Raw genomic sequence first — 18,427 nt, forward strand, 5'->3', positions numbered from 1 at the left:
TAACAATATTTTCGATGAATAACGGAATAGATGTCCACTGCTTCTTCAAAAACGGCATTTATGACACAAATAACGGAACAAATGTCCACTTCAAATCGGATTTATCCGGGGGAACCTTCACGGAACCAAAGACGCTCAGTCCTAATGACTTTACCGTTTCTCTAGCATCCATTATGAAATACTTGAACACCTTGACCACCACTCCGTCTGCCTACTTCGTTTAATGCAATCATTGCACTGATTTTAAACTTGTAAGATATTAAAAAAGAGTACCCGCTGGATACTCTTTTACGCTTTTTGTTTTTCTTTATCTTTTTTGATCTGTTTACTCCGAAGCTGTCCACATGCTGCATCAATATCTGTACCGTGTTCAACACGGACACCACAGTTGATGCCATTTTCCAATAATACTTGATAGAAATCTAAAATCGCTTTTTTCTCGCTTCGATCATATTGATTGTGTTCATCAACAGGATTATATGGAATTAAATTGACATAGGACAAATGACGTTTGTCTTTTAACAAAGACACTAATTGTTCTGCTTCTTTTTTATGATCATTGACATCTTTAAGCAAAATATATTCGAAAGTAATGCGGCGGTTGGTTTTTTCTAAATAATAATCGATTGCCGGCATTAATTTCTCTAATGGAAAAGCTTTATTAATTTTCATAATTTTTGTTCGCAACTCATTATTAGGAGCGTGTAGGGAAAGTGCCAAGTTCACTTGTAAATTCTCATCTGCAAAATCATAAATACGTTTAGCTAATCCACTTGTTGAAACGGTAATATGTCTTGCACCAATAGAAAGCCCTTCCTGGTCGTTTACAATTCGTAAAAAATCCATCGTATTATCATAATTATCAAATGGTTCACCGATCCCCATGACTACAATATGACTTACCCGTTCATCTTTCCCTTTAGCATCCAAGTGTTTTTGCACATTCATAATTTGTTCAACGATTTCGCCGGCAGATAGATCACGATTCTTCGTTAATAAACCACTCGCACAAAACGAACAGCCAATATTACATCCAACTTGTGTCGTCACACAAACTGAATAACCATAACTAAATTTCATTAATACTGTTTCAATTAAATTACCATCGGAAAGCTTAAACAAGAACTTAATCGTTCCATCTTTCGATTCCTGTTTAATTTCCTGTTCTAATGTACCTAAATGGAAGTTTTCCTCTAATACCAGTTGACAATCTTTATTTAAATTATACATTTCTGCAAATGTATTCACTCTTTTTTTATACAACCAATTCCAAACTTGTTTTGCGCGGAATTTTTTTTGACCATGTTCTATTAACCATTCTTGCAATTGATCAAATGTCAATGAATAAATCGAGCTTTTCATCCAAATCCCTCATTTCCATAATAGCTCTAGTTTCCATCATTACATCATACTAAATTTCCGTAACAATAACAAGGTCATTTTCGTCTAACAAGGTCTAGGTAAAGATGGACGATAAGTAATAGAATGCCAAATCCCCATGTAATCCACGCCGGAAAAATAAATACATGAGAAATATTTTTTAGGAAAGGTATCGCTAGTGCCTCTGATAACTGATAAGTAGATGTTGTATACATCGCAAGCGGGAACACCATTCCCCACATCTGATAATCATAATTAATCGGAAAACGATGGACAATATAACGCCAATACATCAAGATAACTAACAATGGAATCCACCATGTACCCGTTACCCAGAAAAACAATGTGAAACCTTTAATAAATGACACGAATTGCTCAACTAAAGGTGAACCGACTGCATTGATAATAATTAAGGAACCAGCAAGTGTTGTAATGGCGACTGCTCCCATATTAATCCAATAAGGAGGTGTTAAGGATGCATGCTTTAAATGCAAAAAAGTAAAACGATAAAATATTAACGTTATGATACTTAAATACAACATACAACCTAAAAAAAACATAGATAATGTAAAAAAGTTGATAAATTCAATTAATACTTGATTTTCATAAAACGGGATCAATAACACCCCTAATATAGCAACCGATTGGGTAGCAACGGTCGCAATTAACCATGCTCCATTAATTCCTTCTGCCAGTGTTGGTTTATCATCTCTAATTGTAACTGCAGTAAAAAATGCATACATGATAACAACCCATAAAACGATGGAACACATCCACAGAATAAATGCAACACTGTACTTTTCCTCAAGAATAACAAGCTGACTGCCAAAAACATTAGTCCCTGCTACCAAAGTAAAGAAACCTGGCCCCTTTAAATGACTTGTTAAATCTTCTTTAACATTCTTAAAATAAAAAATGACCCTTATAATGGTTAAAATAGTTATCACTGTATAAAAAATCATATTACAAAATAAGAGCACCTGACTTATTTTTATAAACCCAAGTAGATGTGAAGCAATTGATAATGCACCTGTTGCCATAACTAATGCAAAATATCCAGTAAATAAATGTTTAATCTTTTCTTTTAAAACTGACATTTCGTCAACTCCTAACTAGATCCTTTCAATAAATGACTTATCACCTCTGAGCTTTGTTGCCGTGATAAACATCACAGATGATGAGTTGACAGCACCTTACAATGATATGAAAAGGGTAAAGGGATGAATTCATAATGCAACAAAATAAGAAAGCCGCCCATCATGATTCCAATATTACACAATCATTAAAATATATTGGGGTGGACACCATTTTTGGCTCTGTGTTTCAGTCATTATTGTTAAAGCATGACAAAGATATCGTACACCAACAATTAACACATGAGCAATCGATTATTCATGCAGCAGATGGTTACGCTCGTGCTACCGGCAGAACCGGTGTTGCCTTTATTACAACAGATTTCGGGATAACCAATGCAATAACCGGGATAGCAACTGCCCAATTGGATAGCGTACCACTATTAGTCTTTATTCAAAAAACAAATACACAAGATGAGTGCTTGGACATTGAAACAATGACCAAACCTTTATGTAAACATTACTTTCAGATCGAACACCCAGAAGATTTTCCATCTATCATTAGGGCTGCGGAACAAATTGCAAGTAGTGGACGGAAAGGTACAGTTATTATTGTACTGTCTAATCAATTAATAGAACAACTCGATTCACAACCGGTTCACTCTCGAGAGCTCTACACTACCGAGAAGGCACTTCCATCCATCCCTCTACCACAACTTAATAAAGCAGTCCAGCAAATTAAAAGAGCTGAAAAACCACTTTTATTAATTGGTGGTGGTGTGATTAGTTCAGGATCCACTCATATTCTCGAAACGTTTATCAATCAAACAAACATTCCTTTCACAAGCACATTAATGGGATTAGGTGCCATCGATGTGAATCATCCACTGCATTTAGGAATGGTGGGTATGCATGGTACCTTCGCTGCTAATCGTGCCGTACATCGTTGTGATTTACTTATTTGCTTAGGAGTACGCTTTAGTGATCGAATTACAGGGAAACCGAAGGGCTTTTCACCACATTCACTTAAAATCCAAGTAGATATTGATCCAGCTGAAGTGAACAAAAACATTCATGTTGATATTCCTATTATTAGTGATATTAAACCTGTTCTAACTGCTTTCACAAATCAATTAAACAGCACTAATTGCAACCTTTGGCTTAACGAAGTGTTGAACTGGAACAAAAATTCACCACAGTTTTCAGCTTCTACCAGCAAATTAAAACCCGATGATATTATTCGAATAATAGATCAATATGCTGGTAAAAATACTATCGTAGCCACTGATGTCGGTCAGCATCAAATGTGGACCGCATTGCATTATCCATTCCGCCGTCCACGTCAATTATTAACCTCTGGCGGCTTTGGAACAATGGGCTACGGACTACCAGCTGCTATTGGCGCCGCAGTAGGCAAAAAAGAGCAAACTGTTATATGTTTCACTGGTGATGGCAGTATTCAAATGAATATTCAGGAGCTCTACCATGTCGCACGTCATAACCTAAACATTAAAATAATTATATTACGAAACGGTTATTTAGGTATGGTGCGGCAATGGCAGCAACTATTTTATAAAAGTAAATATTCTCAGGTGAAAATTTGTTCCCCAAATTTTCTTACCTTTGCAGAAAGTTTTGGTGTCAAAGGGTACCGTGCATCAAATAAAACAGAAGCAGAATCAATCATTAGTCAAGCTTTTGCGTCAAAGCAGCCGGCAGTTTTAGACTTTCTTATTGAAGAAGAAGTGAATGTCTATCCGATTGTGCCACCTGGTGGAAATAATACAGATGCCATACATGGACCTGAACAAAATCAGCGAAAAAAGTAAAAACGAAAATATTTAAACATTGACTTGCAATTTCGATTTTATCTTGCTATAATTGCCTTAGCTATTTTGTTCGATGACACCTTCAAGTATCGTAACGTAAAGTTTTCGTTTTGAGGCAAGAGCAAGAATAGTAATACAATTGTGTGAACGGTTCACACTAGGAGGAAAAGAAATATGGTACAAGGTACAGTAAAATGGTTTAACGCAGACAAAGGTTTTGGATTTATCGAAGTAGAAGGACAAGACGACGTATTCGTACACTTCTCTGCTATCCAAGGCGAAGGCTTTAAAACACTTGAAGAAGGTCAAAGCGTAACTTTCGATATCGAAGAAGGTAACCGTGGACCACAAGCAGCTAACGTAGTAAAAAACTAATTTAGTGCTTAACAAAAAACCGCTTATGCTTTTTAGCATAAGCGGTTTTTTTATGTGAGATAAGAAAGAATATAACCATTGGTATCACAACTTTTTTATGAAAGTATGATAAGAAAATGCCATATCTTGGACTTTCACAGATAACCCAAGTTGCCAGGTCTGACATATGTTGTAGAGCAAATTTTAACGAAGGCCGTCCACTTCAACTTCTGTAGGAATCGTTAGACCTGAAGATCCACTTTTTCGAGTGGGTTTTGCTCGAAAAAGTTAGCTGTAGGACACACCCCACGGAAAGGGAAGTGGGCAGCCGCAGTGGTTGTCATACGGTCTATATATTTCATAATGTCTACTAAACGGGTTGCAGATCAACTTATCATTTAGTGATAAAGATTGAGCAGGTTGGCCTGGTTTTTCTTATAAAATTAACTCCTTCAGTATCACTACATGATTATACTGCTGCTCTTTCGCAGCAAACACTAATGTAATGTTATGCTCATACTCCTGATCATAAGTACGCAATTGATCTAGTGCTTCCTGTTTTTCTGCATCATGTTCTAATTCTTTTAAATATAACTGCTTAAACCGCTCAAATTTAGCAGGATCATGATCAAACCATTTTCTTAACTTAGGTGAAGGACCAACTTCTTTTAACCACATATCTATCTGTGCTCTTTCTTTTGAAACCCCGCGTGGCCAAACACGGTCAACAAGAATGCGAAAACCATCTTCATGACTCGCTTCATCATATATACGCTTTAGTTGAATGGAAATCACCCCTAGGCAAATTATTAGACCTTTGCTCCTTTTGAGCGTATCATTTCTTACATGCTCAAGTAAAACAAGGAGTGATCACATGGGAAATGCATTCTCCAATGTTAAATTTTCGATATTAGACTTAGCACCTGTCTTACATGGACATGATGCTACATTATCTTTTCAAAATAGTGCCGATTTAGCACAGTACGTGGAAAAATTGGGATACCACCGCTACTGGTTGGCGGAACATCATAATATGCCTGGTATTGCAAGTTCAGCTACATCACTCGTAATTAGTCATATAGCTAGCCACACCGAGAAAATCCGTGTAGGTGCTGGAGGCATTATGCTTCCCAATCATGCACCATTAGTTATTGCCGAACAATTTGGAACTCTCGATGCATTATATCCGGATAGGATTGATTTAGGATTAGGACGAGCACCCGGCAGTGACCAAGCAACTGCTCATGCTTTAAGACGGACGTTAAACAGTAGCCCGGAAGATTTTCCAAGTCAGGTAGAAGAATTAGAAGCCTATTTTGCAGGTGCGGCTCGGGTAAAAGCAGTACCTGGCCAAGGAGCAAATGTGCCGTTATGGCTACTGGGCTCAAGTGACTTCAGTGCTCGACTTGCAGCTGAAAAAGGACTACCATTTGCATTCGCAAGCCATTTTTCACCTGATTATACATTACCAGCATTACGATTGTATCGAGATCGTTTCACACCTTCAAATCAACTAAGTAAGCCACAAGCCATGGTTGGTGTAAACATTATAGCTGCTGAAACGACTGAAAAAGCAAAATGGTTAGCTACTTCTCAACAACAGCAATTCTTGTCCATGATACGCGGAAAACCATCTCAACTGATGCCACCTATTGATGATATTGATCAAGAGTGGACAATTTATGAAAAAGCATCAGTAGAAAAATCTGTAAATAGCAAATCAACTATTGTGGGAGATAAAGATGTAGTAAGGGAAAAATTAGCTTCATTTATTGAAGAAACAGAAGCAGATGAAGTGATAGTTAATTCTCAAATTTATGATCATGAAGAACGTAAAAATTCTTATCAAATCGTTTCAGATCTTGTTCACGCATAATAACGATAAAGTGCACTACACATGTACCCTTGATCTAATGGACGTGTGTAGTGCTTTTTCATACTTATCCTCTTTCTATTGGTAACCATGCTAGCACTTCTTGAATCTTTGCATCCCAGTATCCCCACTCATGAGCTCCCTCTGAGAAAGTATGTACTAGCGGAAGATTATTCGCTTCAGCAAATTGAAAAAATTTCTGGTTGTCCTCCCACAGAAAATCCTCTGTTCCACACGCTTGAAATAATTGTGGTAATTGTTGATCATTCTTTAGCAAATTGTTTATAACAAAAAATAAATCATGATCTGTCCCCTGGAGACCTTGCTCCCCATATACATGAAATAGTGCATTACCAATGGGATCATCTTGCTCACGATCTTTTACAATGTGTGTGGCAATATCCAATACACCTGACAAACTTGCCGCTGCCGTAAATTGTTCCGGTTTACGCAATGCCCACTTAAAAGCACCATATCCTCCCATTGATAAGCCTGCTACAAAATTATCCTCTCTCTTTGCAGATAACGGAAAAAAGGATCGAGCAATTCGTGGCAGTTCTTCAGAAATGAAGGTCCAGTACTTTTTGCCGTACTGCATATCTGTATAAAAGCTATGATCGACTTGAGGCATAACGACCGCAATCCCATATTCCGCTGCATATCTTTCGATCGATGTCCGTCTCGTCCAGATTGTATGATCATCACTAAAACCGTGTAACAAATACAAAACTGGGACCTTTCCGTCTGATCGATTATTTTTAAGTCCAATTTGTGTCGTGGTTTCTTCCGGTAAGATCACCGTCATCGATGTACTAATCGTTAATACCTCTGAGAAAAAGTCGCATTTGATCAGTGCCATATAAATTCCTCCTTACAAAAGTGCGCCATAAATGACATTACGGATTCTTGGTTGATGATAAAACTCAAAGTTTGGCAGCATTTGCTGCATATAAACCGCCGAAAGTTTTTCTTTTGGATCAATAAATACATATGTACCTGCCAAACCTGACCAACCAAACTCACCGATGGAACTATTACTTCCTCCTCTAGTCTGATCGATCATCACTCGTACACCTAAGCCATAACCATAACCATTTTCATCATTCCAGCCTAACTCTGGCAGCAGCTCATCTGGTAAATGATTTTGTGCCATTAACTCAATCGTATGCTTGCTTAGAATCGTTACATGATTGATGGTTCCACCTAATGCTAAGCAGTGAGCAAATTTTTGATAGTCTTCCAAAGTAGAATGAAGCCCTGCGCCACCACTCTCAAAAACAGCGATCGGTTCCGCATAACTATCTAATTTTGTATTCTTTACTAGTTCACCAGTTTCTTTTCGATCATATAAAGTTGCTAATCGATGTTTCTTAGCAAGCGGGACGTTAAAGAAAGTATCCTGCATACCTAACGGCTGAAAAATGTTTTCAGCTAAGTATTCTCCAAATGATTGACCACTTACCTCTTCAATTAATGCACCAAGCACATCATGGCTAAGTCCATATTTCCAATGGGTGCCTGGATGAAACTCTAATGGATTTTTACTCAATTTTTTTGTCAACAATCGCAATTTTGATACATTTAAAGAACGTTCTTCATCGCGAACCTCTGCCATCACTTGACTGGTCATTCTCTCTACCTCTGTACGTTCCCCGCCATAGGTTAATCCAGAAGTCATCGTACACAAATCCTTAACCATTATTTCCCGTTTTGCTAGTACAAGCTGGCCATTTTCTAACACTTGCATGTTCTGAAATTCTGGTAAATAGGCGGAAAGTGGATCTGTCAGCAAAATCTTTCCTTGTTCCATTAATTGTAATCCTGCTACACACGTAATTACTTTAGACATGGAATAAATACGATAAATCGTCTTGCTATTTATCTCTTTTTGTTTTGACAAGTCTGCATATCCAAAATAATTTTCATAGATTGATTGCTTATCTTTCTTGACAGATAAAGCTACACCTGCTGGTCCGTTATTTAAAAACCCTTGTAATAAATCGTCTAACCGATTCTGAATCATGCTATTCCCTCCTTGTGTTATCGCTTTCTTTATTTTATCATATATGTTCCTCATTTGCTTTTTTCATACATGTTTGCTAATTTCTGATACAATAGAAACAGCTTATAAAAAGGGACGGACGCATATGCCAGAAAAACAGACGAATCGGCCACTCGTTCTTGTTTCACTTGTTTTATCGATGTTCATGGCAGCAATAGAAGGAACAATTGTAGCGACGGCAATGCCTAATATTGTTGCTGACTTGGGTGGTTTTTCTTTATACAGTTGGGTTTTTTCTAGTTTTTTATTAATGCAGGCTGTCACAACGATGATCTATGGAAAACTTGCAGATCTCTTTGGCAGAAAGCCTATCTTTATTATCGGTGTTGTGATCTTTTTAATCGGATCGATTCTTTGTGGACTAGCACCAACCATGGGACTATTAATCGTATTCCGATTAATTCAAGGACTTGGTGCTGGTGCGATTCAGCCGATTGTCACTACTATTGTAGGCGATATGTATACCGTTGAGGAAAGGGCAAAAGTTCAAGGGTATTTAGCTAGTGTGTGGGGCATCTCCTCTGTAATTGGTCCATTACTCGGAGGAATTATCGTTCAATTTATCGATTGGGCATGGATTTTTTGGATGAATGTTCCGATAGGGATAATCGGATTAATTGGTGTCATGGTCTTTTTCCACGAAAAAGTCGATACAGAGAAAAAATCGGTTGATTACCTAGGATCTGGTCTGTTTTTTATCGCCATATCTTGTCTTATCATCGTGTTCGTACAGGCAGGAACGAATTGGACATGGACATCCATTGAAACGATTAGTTTATTGCTTATTTTTACAATTTGTATGGCAATTTTTATATGGCAAGAAAAAAAGGCGACATCACCGATGATGCCACTAACCTTATGGAAAAATAAATTAATTGTCATTGCCAATATTGCAACATTGCTTTCCGGTATGATTATACTTGGGCTTTCTAGTTTTCTTCCTACCTATGTCCAAGGCGTTATGGGGGAATCTGCTATTGTGGCTGGTTTCACCTTAAGTACATTATCGATAGGTTGGCCAATTTCGGCTACACTTGCAGGACACCTTGTCTTAAGAATAGGGTTCCGCAAGACAGCATTCGCCGGTGGTTTTGCCCTATTTCTCGGTACATTCCTATTCTTTTTATTAGATGCAGATAAAGGACCAATCTATGCTGGAATCAGTTCATTTGTCGTTGGTGTTGGAATGGGATTATCTTCAACGACATTTATTGTCTCGATCCAGAATACGGTGTCGTGGTTTGAAAGAGGGGTCGCAACCTCGTTAAACATGTTCATGCGAATTATTGGCAGTGCAGTCGGAGCGTCACTTCTAGGTGGAATATTGAACATGCGGTTACATCACTTTTACCAACAAAGAGGCGAAGAACTTGAAGTTGCCAGTACAGATATGTTGTTAGATGAAGGAATGAGAGAAACCATTTCTCCTGAAACATTGGCATCGATGCAAGATGGTTTAACCTATGCTTTACACACTGTATATACTGGATTATTTATGATCGGAACATTAACCTTTGTTATTTTATGGTTCTTTCCAAAAGTTTCAATAAATAAGCAAAGTAAAAATTGAATGGTGTAGATTTTCCTACCAGTTATACTACTGCTCATGCAACTGGAATAGAAAATTATTCATATTCCAGTTGCTAAAAACTTTTTTTAATACTTCTCCATCTCGCTAAAACGCTTTGTATAGTGTTTTTAAAAAGTCCCAAATACACTCGGGCAATCTGCTTCGGTTGGGTTATAAAAACAGTGACTCTTAAAACGTCCTACATTCCATTGGCCAAACCATTGTTCTGGACAAGTCCCTTGCGGCATAAAGAACCATAAAGAATTACTTGCCGGATGATTGCGTTCCCCATTGATTGACCTTCGAGCTAAACGAATTTCTTTATCTCTTGCTCGTTGATAAAAATACCCTTTTTGTGTTGCTTCAAAGCCTCCTGGACTTTGATATACCATTCGTTCTATCGAATTAATATCTTCAAAATCTAAACAGCGAGCTCTCACCCGATTCACACCTACATTCCCCACCATTAGCATTCCGAGCTGACCGTCACCTTCTGCTTCTGCTCTCATTAAGCGTGCTAATAATCTCACATCCGCATCATTTGCTTTTATTACAGCCATTCACATACCTCCTCTATTCCCTTTATATTCATTCCTTTAAAAATGATGAATGTCCCAACCCTTCCTTGCAATGTAATCCCTTTCATTGTGTGGTATACTTGATTTAGGAGGTGCTTATTCATGATATTAAGTAACTTTATTCTACACAAGGATATCTTATTAATTCACGCTGATATTAATGGAAATGACTATATATTTACTGTGAAGTGGAAAACGATCAAAAATAAAAAAGGCGGCGAATGGGAATTGAAATCCTATCTTAACAATTCTAATGGAAAAAAAGACTTGTCAGAAGAACAGCTACAACAATTTATAGACCGAATAAATCCTCAATGGGACTGGGAAAAAGACCAAGAACAAATTATGAATGTGATCAACAATGACTAGTTATCATGATAACTAGTCATTGTTCTTTACATATAAGCTTCTGTTGACTCCTTATACCATTTAATTTGCTCCTGTAAACGAACTACTTCTCCGATTACAATTAGTGAAGGATTGCTGATTTCACCTAACCTACCTGATATCGTTTCTAAATCGGCAACAATCGTCTTTTGTTGTGGAAGGGTTCCCCAATGTATAATAGAGATAGGAGTGGTCTTACTTAATCCTGCATTTTTTAATTTCTCACAGATAATCGGAAATTTCTTTATTCCCATATAAAAACACAAAGTATCAGCTCCATTGGCAATATGCTGCCATTGTTCATCTGTTTTCGCCTCTGGATTGGAACCATTAATAAAACTCACTGATCCGCTGATGTGACGATGAGTGAGCGGAATACCAGCATATGCTGCAGCACTTATTCCAGAAGTGATTCCTGGTACCACTTCATATTCAATCTGATTTTCTTCAAGATGAATGGCTTCTTCTCCACCTCTGCCGAAAATAAAAGGATCTCCACCTTTTAATCTGGTTACAACTTTTCCATTAGAGGCATAATAAATAAGTTGTTCATTTATTTTTTCTTGAATCAACCCATGCTTGCGTGGTTCTTTGCCACAGAAAATCAATTCTGCTTGTTCTTTGGCATGATGTAGTAATGATAGGTTTACCAATCGATCATACAGGATGACATCAGCTTCTTGTATAGCACGTAACCCCTTTACGGTAATTAATTCTTCATCTCCTGGTCCTGCTCCCACTAAGTAAACTTTCCCCATGTTGATCCCATCCTTTTTTTGTATTAGCTTTTGTTGGTTTTTCTCGATATCTGACTAAAATATAAGTAGCAATAATGGCTAATGCTAACAGTATCACTTGATCAAAACTTTGATGAACCATCATTTCTGTTAAGCCAAAGGCAATCACTAATGATACTATTGGCGATGTAATCCATACTTTCGCTATTTGATGGATAATTTTTTGTTTCCAAACTTCTTTAAATTGTTTGCTGGCATTTATCCCGACTATCGCCGAAGTAGTTACCTGGGTCATCGGTATTGGAATACCTAACAAGGAGGCAACTACTACCAAACCTCCTGTTGCACCGGAAATCACAATACCATTTCCTAAAGTCAGTGAGGTAATCTTTTTGGCATTGGTTTCTAATACTCTGCCACCAAAAAAAATACTACCTAATGCTACAATGAGCGCCATCAAAGGTAAACCCATTTCCATAGAAGTAATCCCTGCACCTACTAACGGTCCTAATGCATTTGCTACGTTATTCATACCAGCAGCTATCGCTTCGATTATACCAGTTAACAGTAATAAAAAAGTTAAAAGCTTTACTGGTGGCCGATAATTTATTTTATTATTTATTTTTATTCTGATTTTTTCAAGACACAGTGTGATTAAAAAAGCCGCAACTGGTATAATGATCCAAAAAGCTATAATGAGTAATACCATTTGAAGATTCAGTTGTCGATAACTGAGGCCAACTCCAATGATAGCTCCCACTGTTACCTCGCTTGTGGATAACGGAATTCCAATATAATTCGTAATTAACAATGTAAAACCCGAAACAACTAAAATAATACAAGCAATTCTTACATCTAAAATTTCTTCGGAGATGATACCTTTTCCAAGCGTATTCGTAACATGCTGACCTCCAAGTATAGCACCCGTAACGGCACCTGCCCCCGCGATGATTAACGCATACTTACGTTGCTTGATTACTTTAGTACCGTACGTAATACTCATGCTAGCTGCTGAACCGCTCGCCCCAATATTAAAGGCAAATAGACAAGCAGCTAATATCGCGATGATTGCTAACATCTCAGATCCCAACTTTCACCACTACAATAAAGTGGAATTTTTTTAGTGTAAATATCCTATCCCAATAGGAAAACTTGGATTATAAATATAGAAAACTCCTACTTGACGATAAAGTAGGAGTTTTCCTCTTATCTGCCAAGTAATACCTGCTGGAAGTAGCACAGTGCTTTTTAGCCTGTTGCTGAGAATTCGCCGGGCCAGTTCCCTCCTTCTCTCTTGATAAGATCATATGTTATTTTCATTTTTTTCCACTGTTGATAATGTACATACTATAATCCATTCTTTCATAATTGTCAATAGATTCCATATAAATATTTTTTAAGATTTACCTTGTAATTATTTCCTTAGTATTGTATGATGTTTGTATTATATTTCCATAAATACAATATCTTATCGAGAGAGGTCTAGGGACTGGCCCGATGACACCTCAGCAACCAGCAATGCAATTGTATGGTGCTAAATCCAGACGGTATATTACCAAAGATAAGAGAATGCAACCTTAATCAAGGAGGTCTTCTACTTATCGAAGACCTCTTTTTTTATTTTAGAAAGGATGGAGCAAAATGAACAATATCGAAACTACTCTTGCGCAATTAGGTAATCGGAAAGATCCGCGTACTGGTGCAGTAGAAGCACCTATTTATCTATCAACTGCATACCAACACCCATCACTTGGACAGTCAACTGGTTATGATTACACGCGAACAGCAAATCCTACACGGGAAATTGTAGAAGATGCGATTGCAACATTAGAAAAAGGTGCAAAAGGTTACGCCTGTTCGTCAGGTATGGCTGCCATCCAACTAGTCTTCTCCTTATTCAAGCAAGATGATGAAATAATTGTAACCGAAGATATTTATGGTGGAAGTTATCGATTGTTTCAGCATTTTCAAGAATCTTATAACATCAGACCAGTATATGCAGATGTAGAAGAAATGGAGCAGTATATTAGCCCAAGAACGAAAGCTATTTTCATAGAAACACCAACTAACCCGCTTTTAATGGAAATTAATATCGAGAAATTAGCTACATTGGCAAAGAAGCATCAATTACTCTTTATTGTTGACAACACCTTTTACACGCCCTATTTACAACAGCCCTTAACACAAGGGGCAGATATTGTGATTCATTCCGCTACTAAATATTTAGGTGGACATAATGATGTACTCGCCGGATTAGTCGTAGTAAAGGATGTTACATTAGGCGATCAATTAACCTATCTCCACAATGCCATTGGTGCCATACTTTCACCACTGGATACAATGCTTTTAATAAGAGGAATGAAAACATTGTCACTTCGTTTGGAGAAGCAACAACAAAACGCCAGACAATTGGTTGCATTTTTAAAAGAACTATCCTTAGTCGAGGAAGTTCTATACCCTGGTAAAGGGGCTATGATTAGTTTTCGAGTACAGCATAAATCGTTGGTTTCTCCGTTTCTAGAAAAATTAAAAATTATATCATTTGCAGAAAGTTTAGGAGGAGTAGAAAGCTTTATTACCTACCCAGCAACTCAAACCCACGCAGATATTCCAAAAGAAGAACGGGAGAGACGGGGAATTAGTGATACATTACTTCGATTTTCTGTTGGGATTGAAGCTGTGGAAGATTTGAAACAAGACATCCAACAAGCATTAGGAGGGAAATAAGATGGGATATTCAAAAGAAACTACACTTGCACATGGAGGGAATCAGCAAGGCTATCATGAAAAACATACAGGTGCGGTTAACCCGCCAATTTATGTATCATCCACTTATCATCAGCAACAATTAAATGAATTTGGTGATTATGATTATAGTCGTTCAGGTAACCCTACACGTGACCAATTAGAAGCTGCGATTGCCAAATTAGAGAATGGGACAGCAGGGTTTGCTTTTTCATCTGGTATGGCCGCGATATCGTCAGCATTCATGCTGTTACAAGCTGGTGATCATATCGTCATTACGAAAGATGTTTACGGCGGTACTTTTCGTTTTGTTACGCAATTATTAACGCAATTTTCGATAGAACATACTTTTGTTGATATGACAAATCCAGCAGAAATAGAAGCAGCCATTCAGTCAAATACAAAGGTTATTTACGTGGAAACCCCAGCAAACCCGTTATTACAAATTACCGATATTAGTAAAGTAGTTCAACTTGCAAAGAAATACAAATGTTTAACGTATTTAGACAATACCTTTATGACCCCTCTGCACCAACAACCACTGGATCTAGGTGTTGATATCGTCTTACATAGCGCTACTAAATTTTTATCTGGTCACAGTGATATTGTTGCCGGTTTAGCAGTTACCAAAAATGAAGAACTGGCCGTTAAACTGAAGTTTGTCCAAAACACCTATGGTGCGATTCTTGGTGCAAAAGATTGCTATCAATTATTGCAAGGTATGAAAACGTTGGAACCGAGATTTTCCAGAAGTGTAGCATCAGCAATAAAGTTAGCTGAATATTTCGATTCACATGATGAAATTGAACATGTCTATTATCCAGGTTTACAACATCATCCCGGTTCTTCCATTCATGCCAAACAGTCTTCTAGCCCAGGTGCCGTATTATCTTTTGTAATAAAGGATCATGTCGATGCCAAAAGTTTTGTAGAACAATTATCTATTCCTGTGTTTGCAGTTAGCCTTGGTGCAGTCGAGTCAATTTTATCTCACCCGGCTACCATGTCCCATGCTGCAATGCCAGCGGAAGAAAGAGAAGCTAGAGGTATTAGTGAACGACTATTCCGTTTATCTGTAGGGATTGAAAATGTAGAAGATCTTATCGCAGACTTTAAACATGCTTTAACAGTGAAAGCAGGGGTATTCTAATTGATCATCCTCTACTCCATTCATGTTTAATTGATTCGATGTAGTTATCTACTGCAAAGTAATGAAGAGTTTGTTGAGTGGACATTTAGAGCGTTATTTGACGCAATAACACCCTTTTTTTGGTGTTAACGGACATTTAAAATTAACACTAATTTCGATGAATAGCGGAATAGATGTCCTCAGGGCTTAAAAAACGTCACATTTGTCACATATAACGGAACAAATGTCCACTCAGCACCTGATTACTGAAAGGTGATCTATGTCCAGATGTTTCGTAGATTTTGTTATATGGTAATGCTTATACCTTTTAGTTCAATGAAAAAAAGATGTCCTTAAACCCTGATTTACTCTATTTGCTTACTTGTTGTCAATCTATTAACCTATCAGAAGCCGAATCGCTCCCAAAGCAGCAAATGTTAATACTAATATTTGAAATACTTTTTGCGGCATGATTTTGATAATTCTTACTCCTATCCAAGCTCCAATCAGTATAGCAGGAATAAGCCATAAATTGAATGCTATTGACTCGACTGTAATAATGCCTAAAGAAATATAGAATGGCACCTTGATAACATTCACAAATAAGAAAAACCAGGCACCTGTGCCGACAAATTCTCGCTTTGGTAATCCTTTGACTAGTAAATATATTGCCATTACTCCGCCAGCAGCATTACCAATCATTGTAGCAAATCCTGCTAAAACACCCATACTAAAAGTAAAAATTTTTGATTTTGGTAAAAGTTTTACGAAGCGTTCTCCTAATTTCTCTCTACTAATATGTAATAAAATGAGTGCTAATATTAAGGTACCAATCATTGGTTTTAACTGTTCACTTGTGACAATATCTAACACTAGGTATCCAAGTACAATCCCTACTAATACCCAAGGTACTAAGGAAAACAAATAACGCCAAACAACATTTCTACGATAATAAATTACAGCAAATAAATCACCGACGATTAGTAAAGGTAATAATATACCTACAGATTCACGAGCTGGGAAGATCATCATAAAAATAGTAACCACCAAAATTCCCATACTCGCTACTCCAGCTTTGGCAAAACCTATTAATAAAGCCGAAAATATGATAATTACCCATTCTAATATAGTTAACTCAAATATGATAAACACCTCATTCTATGTTTACGTTGAAGTGAGCATTTAAAAAAACTCAATGACCATTAGCGAATCTTATTAGAAAAATCCTTCCATCTTAAATAACGATAGTCTGTTTCATTAGCTTTAGCAGCCTTTTGTTTTAAATCATCCATGTCATCATAAACCGTAACAATTCTCCCTTGAAAGGCTTGTAATTGATCGTCTATCATTTTTTCTACCCAACTAGGAGCACAATCAGGTGAAACATCAATATTATCTTCAAAAAGCTTTTCAACATTGGCTAAATATTTCTTTCCCTCTTTACTTGTTCGCTGATATTTTGTCATGTCCGTATCGTTTAAACCTGGATCAAGTGCATAAACTTCAACATTGGTTTCTTGTAATTCCTCTGCTAGATTTTCCGTAAACCTCGCAATGGCTGTTTTGGATGTGCCATAACCATTTCCATGTGGAAAGGCATTAAGTGTGCCTCCTCCAACCATATTAATGATTTTACCTGCTTGTTGTTCCAACATGAATGGAATAACTGCTGAAGCACAATGATAGGTACCTATAAGATTTGTTTCGATATCTTGTTTAAATAAGTCAGAAGATACTTCCCACGTTGGACCTATTGCCTGAAAAGACCCGGCATTATTAACCCACACGTCTATTTGTCCAAACGTATCAATGACATACTTTAAAGTGGTTTTTACATCATCTAAATCTGTTACATCCATAGCAACCATTCGGTGGTCTCCTGAATATTGTAACAACTCATCTCGAACTGCTTTTAATTGCTGTTCATTTCTTCCGGAGCCAATGACAATAAATTCCCGATCAGCAAAATAGTGAGCCATGTTTCGACCGATGCCCCTTGTTGCACCAGTAATAAAAATCACTTTTTGATTCATATCATCACCTCTTCTGTCGGATTATTTGCCTATCCACTTGTAGAAGGTTTATTTGGTTTTGATGGGTTAAAATATTTTGGCATGTTTGATGTCGGTAATGCATTTATTGTATTTGGACTCAGCTATATTATTGCTGGCGTATATGCAGGTAGTGCCGGGATGCTAGAGACAAGGTCGATTATCGTTAAATTATCGAAATCGATTCCGCTACAAACCTATCTAATTATGTGTTTGATCAATATTATCGGTTTTGAATTACCTGAGATAGTTTTAGATGTAACAAGTGTAATCTCTGGAGCTAATATGCCGCTATCACTATTACTATTAGGTTTGTACTTAAACTTTTCTTTTGCAAAAGGGTATGGAAAACTTATTGCAAAGTTTTTATTTACCAAGTATGGGATTGGTCTGATTGCTGGCTTTGCATGTTACCTGTGGTTACCGGTAGAGGAAATGTTTAAATTTACGTTATTGATCGGTTTTATATTACCAACACCTGCATCTGTATTACCATATGCCATCATGTTTGGTTATAATCAACGACTTGTCGGTACCGCGTCCAACATTACGATGATAATCAGTTTTATCTTAATTTGGTTAATTGTCAATCTGATAGTGTTTAAGCCTGGAACCATCATACCGAATGTACCTTTAATATCTTGCGGATGATTACGAAA

At 37.2% G+C, this 18,427-nt stretch carries 19 protein-coding genes and 2 riboswitches; of the genes, 9 read left to right on the forward strand and 10 right to left on the reverse strand.

All coding sequences use genetic code 11. From position 1 onward, the window contains the following. Positions 1 to 224: hypothetical protein (locus GHT08_RS22215; protein WP_238343568.1), on the forward strand; the 224-nt coding region annotated here is incomplete at its 5' end. 64 nt (positions 225 to 288) lie between these two features. Here GHT08_RS22215 and rlmN read toward each other — a convergent pair. Both rlmN and GHT08_RS12835 read right to left on the reverse strand, forming a co-directional pair. Continuing rightward, the gene (gene rlmN / locus GHT08_RS12830; RefSeq protein ID WP_018934366.1) at positions 289 to 1,362 is read right to left on the reverse strand and encodes a dual-specificity RNA methyltransferase RlmN; all 1,074 of its coding nucleotides are present in this window, start codon (positions 1,360 to 1,362) and stop codon (positions 289 to 291) included. 74 nt (positions 1,363 to 1,436) lie between these two features. Next, positions 1,437 to 2,477, reverse strand: coding sequence for a tellurite resistance/C4-dicarboxylate transporter family protein (locus tag GHT08_RS12835; RefSeq protein ID WP_163581794.1), 1,041 nt, complete (start codon positions 2,475 to 2,477; stop codon positions 1,437 to 1,439). A gap of 134 nt (positions 2,478 to 2,611) precedes the next feature. On the opposite strand from GHT08_RS12835, the gene ilvB reads away from it, so the two are divergent. Continuing rightward, positions 2,612 to 4,282 (forward strand): biosynthetic-type acetolactate synthase large subunit, encoded by a 1,671-nt coding sequence (gene ilvB / locus GHT08_RS12840; protein ID WP_163581795.1) that lies wholly within the window; start codon positions 2,612 to 2,614, stop codon positions 4,280 to 4,282. Between the two features lie 174 nt (positions 4,283 to 4,456). Continuing rightward, a complete protein-coding gene (locus tag GHT08_RS12845; protein ID WP_018934369.1) occupies positions 4,457 to 4,657 on the forward strand; it encodes a cold-shock protein in 201 nt (66 codons plus the stop codon). 414 nt (positions 4,658 to 5,071) lie between these two features. Here the strand turns inward: GHT08_RS12845 and GHT08_RS12850 are convergent, their stop codons facing one another. After that, complete coding sequence (locus tag GHT08_RS12850; protein WP_193568299.1) at positions 5,072 to 5,431, reverse strand: DUF488 domain-containing protein; 360 nt, start codon at positions 5,429 to 5,431, stop codon at positions 5,072 to 5,074. A 79-nt stretch (positions 5,432 to 5,510) separates the two neighbouring features. Between GHT08_RS12850 and GHT08_RS12855 the strand changes: the two genes are divergently transcribed. After that, on the forward strand, positions 5,511 to 6,512 hold the full coding sequence (locus tag GHT08_RS12855) for an LLM class flavin-dependent oxidoreductase (protein ID WP_163581796.1): 1,002 nt from the start codon (positions 5,511 to 5,513) through the stop codon (positions 6,510 to 6,512). Positions 6,513 to 6,576: 64 nt separating this feature from the next. Here GHT08_RS12855 and GHT08_RS12860 read toward each other — a convergent pair whose 3' ends face one another. Together GHT08_RS12860 and GHT08_RS12865 are read right to left on the reverse strand one after the other, a co-directional pair. Beyond that, complete coding sequence (locus tag GHT08_RS12860) at positions 6,577 to 7,368, reverse strand: alpha/beta hydrolase (protein WP_163581797.1); 792 nt, start codon at positions 7,366 to 7,368, stop codon at positions 6,577 to 6,579. Positions 7,369 to 7,380: 12 nt separating this feature from the next. Beyond that, positions 7,381 to 8,532, reverse strand: coding sequence for a serine hydrolase domain-containing protein (locus tag GHT08_RS12865; RefSeq protein WP_163581798.1), 1,152 nt, complete (start codon positions 8,530 to 8,532; stop codon positions 7,381 to 7,383). Between the two features lie 124 nt (positions 8,533 to 8,656). Here GHT08_RS12865 and GHT08_RS12870 point away from each other — a divergent pair, with 124 nt between their 5' ends. Continuing rightward, on the forward strand, positions 8,657 to 10,141 hold the full coding sequence (locus tag GHT08_RS12870; RefSeq protein WP_163581799.1) for an MDR family MFS transporter: 1,485 nt from the start codon (positions 8,657 to 8,659) through the stop codon (positions 10,139 to 10,141). A gap of 128 nt (positions 10,142 to 10,269) precedes the next feature. Here the strand turns inward: GHT08_RS12870 and GHT08_RS12875 are convergent, their stop codons facing one another. Further along, the gene (locus GHT08_RS12875; protein WP_018934375.1) at positions 10,270 to 10,701 is read right to left on the reverse strand and encodes a cell wall hydrolase; all 432 of its coding nucleotides are present in this window, start codon (positions 10,699 to 10,701) and stop codon (positions 10,270 to 10,272) included. A 120-nt stretch (positions 10,702 to 10,821) separates the two neighbouring features. Here GHT08_RS12875 and GHT08_RS12880 point away from each other — a divergent pair, with 120 nt between their 5' ends. Continuing rightward, positions 10,822 to 11,088: a hypothetical protein gene (locus tag GHT08_RS12880; protein WP_018934376.1), complete on the forward strand. Its 267-nt coding sequence runs from the start codon at positions 10,822 to 10,824 to the stop codon at positions 11,086 to 11,088. A 26-nt stretch (positions 11,089 to 11,114) separates the two neighbouring features. Here GHT08_RS12880 and cobA read toward each other — a convergent pair whose 3' ends face one another. Further along, positions 11,115 to 11,864: a uroporphyrinogen-III C-methyltransferase gene (gene cobA, locus GHT08_RS12885; protein WP_163581800.1), complete on the reverse strand. Its 750-nt coding sequence runs from the start codon at positions 11,862 to 11,864 to the stop codon at positions 11,115 to 11,117. After that, the gene (locus tag GHT08_RS12890; protein WP_238343569.1) at positions 11,824 to 12,921 is read right to left on the reverse strand and encodes an inorganic phosphate transporter; all 1,098 of its coding nucleotides are present in this window, start codon (positions 12,919 to 12,921) and stop codon (positions 11,824 to 11,826) included. Before GHT08_RS12890 ends, cobA begins: the two co-directional genes overlap by 41 nt. A 125-nt stretch (positions 12,922 to 13,046) precedes the next feature. Continuing rightward, positions 13,047 to 13,147, reverse strand: a riboswitch (SAM riboswitch). Between the two features lie 161 nt (positions 13,148 to 13,308). Continuing rightward, positions 13,309 to 13,411, forward strand: a riboswitch (SAM riboswitch). Between the two features lie 73 nt (positions 13,412 to 13,484). Between GHT08_RS12890 and GHT08_RS12895 the strand changes: the two genes are divergently transcribed. Both GHT08_RS12895 and GHT08_RS12900 read left to right on the forward strand, forming a co-directional pair. Next, on the forward strand, positions 13,485 to 14,570 hold the full coding sequence (locus GHT08_RS12895) for a methionine biosynthesis PLP-dependent protein (RefSeq protein WP_163581802.1): 1,086 nt from the start codon (positions 13,485 to 13,487) through the stop codon (positions 14,568 to 14,570). A gap of 1 nt (position 14,571) precedes the next feature. Further along, positions 14,572 to 15,738 carry an aminotransferase class V-fold PLP-dependent enzyme gene (locus GHT08_RS12900; protein ID WP_163581803.1) on the forward strand — a complete coding sequence of 389 codons (1,167 nt, stop codon included), beginning with the start codon at positions 14,572 to 14,574 and terminating at the stop codon, positions 15,736 to 15,738. Between the two features lie 375 nt (positions 15,739 to 16,113). On the opposite strand, the gene GHT08_RS12905 is transcribed toward GHT08_RS12900, so the two are convergent. Both GHT08_RS12905 and GHT08_RS12910 read right to left on the reverse strand, forming a co-directional pair. Then, the gene (locus GHT08_RS12905) at positions 16,114 to 16,869 is read right to left on the reverse strand and encodes a sulfite exporter TauE/SafE family protein (RefSeq protein ID WP_272953897.1); all 756 of its coding nucleotides are present in this window, start codon (positions 16,867 to 16,869) and stop codon (positions 16,114 to 16,116) included. A 50-nt stretch (positions 16,870 to 16,919) separates the two neighbouring features. Then, a complete protein-coding gene (locus tag GHT08_RS12910; RefSeq protein WP_163581804.1) occupies positions 16,920 to 17,750 on the reverse strand; it encodes an SDR family NAD(P)-dependent oxidoreductase in 831 nt (276 codons plus the stop codon). On the opposite strand from GHT08_RS12910, the gene GHT08_RS12915 reads away from it, so the two are divergent. Next, entirely contained in the window at positions 17,742 to 18,419 is a 678-nt protein-coding gene (locus tag GHT08_RS12915) for an AEC family transporter (RefSeq protein ID WP_193568300.1), read from the forward strand. The genes GHT08_RS12910 and GHT08_RS12915 overlap by 9 nt on opposite strands. Positions 18,420 to 18,427: the final 8 nt, after the last annotated feature.

Source organism: Gracilibacillus saliphilus, assembly GCF_010994085.1.
GTDB classification, from domain to species: Bacteria; Bacillota; Bacilli; order Bacillales; family Amphibacillaceae; genus Gracilibacillus; species Gracilibacillus lacisalsi.

What these genes read in the sequence shown, in the direction of transcription:
- GHT08_RS12875 (WP_018934375.1), bottom strand. Translation starts at nt 10,701, where the DNA reads ATGGCTGTAATAAAAGCAAATGATGCGGATGTGAGATTATTAGCACGC.
- GHT08_RS12870 (WP_163581799.1), top strand. Translation starts at nt 8,657, where the DNA reads ATGCCAGAAAAACAGACGAATCGGCCACTCGTTCTTGTTTCACTTGTT.
- GHT08_RS12835 (WP_163581794.1), bottom strand. Translation starts at nt 2,477, where the DNA reads ATGTCAGTTTTAAAAGAAAAGATTAAACATTTATTTACTGGATATTTT.
- ilvB (WP_163581795.1), top strand. Translation starts at nt 2,612, where the DNA reads ATGCAACAAAATAAGAAAGCCGCCCATCATGATTCCAATATTACACAA.
- GHT08_RS12895 (WP_163581802.1), top strand. Translation starts at nt 13,485, where the DNA reads ATGAACAATATCGAAACTACTCTTGCGCAATTAGGTAATCGGAAAGAT.
- GHT08_RS12890 (WP_238343569.1), bottom strand. Translation starts at nt 12,921, where the DNA reads ATGTTAGCAATCATCGCGATATTAGCTGCTTGTCTATTTGCCTTTAAT.
- GHT08_RS12900 (WP_163581803.1), top strand. Translation starts at nt 14,572, where the DNA reads ATGGGATATTCAAAAGAAACTACACTTGCACATGGAGGGAATCAGCAA.
- rlmN (WP_018934366.1), bottom strand. Translation starts at nt 1,362, where the DNA reads ATGAAAAGCTCGATTTATTCATTGACATTTGATCAATTGCAAGAATGG.
- GHT08_RS12860 (WP_163581797.1), bottom strand. Translation starts at nt 7,368, where the DNA reads ATGGCACTGATCAAATGCGACTTTTTCTCAGAGGTATTAACGATTAGT.
- GHT08_RS12865 (WP_163581798.1), bottom strand. Translation starts at nt 8,532, where the DNA reads ATGATTCAGAATCGGTTAGACGATTTATTACAAGGGTTTTTAAATAAC.
- GHT08_RS12845 (WP_018934369.1), top strand. Translation starts at nt 4,457, where the DNA reads ATGGTACAAGGTACAGTAAAATGGTTTAACGCAGACAAAGGTTTTGGA.
- GHT08_RS12880 (WP_018934376.1), top strand. Translation starts at nt 10,822, where the DNA reads ATGATATTAAGTAACTTTATTCTACACAAGGATATCTTATTAATTCAC.
- GHT08_RS12855 (WP_163581796.1), top strand. Translation starts at nt 5,511, where the DNA reads ATGGGAAATGCATTCTCCAATGTTAAATTTTCGATATTAGACTTAGCA.
- cobA (WP_163581800.1), bottom strand. Translation starts at nt 11,864, where the DNA reads ATGGGGAAAGTTTACTTAGTGGGAGCAGGACCAGGAGATGAAGAATTA.
- GHT08_RS12910 (WP_163581804.1), bottom strand. Translation starts at nt 17,750, where the DNA reads ATGAATCAAAAAGTGATTTTTATTACTGGTGCAACAAGGGGCATCGGT.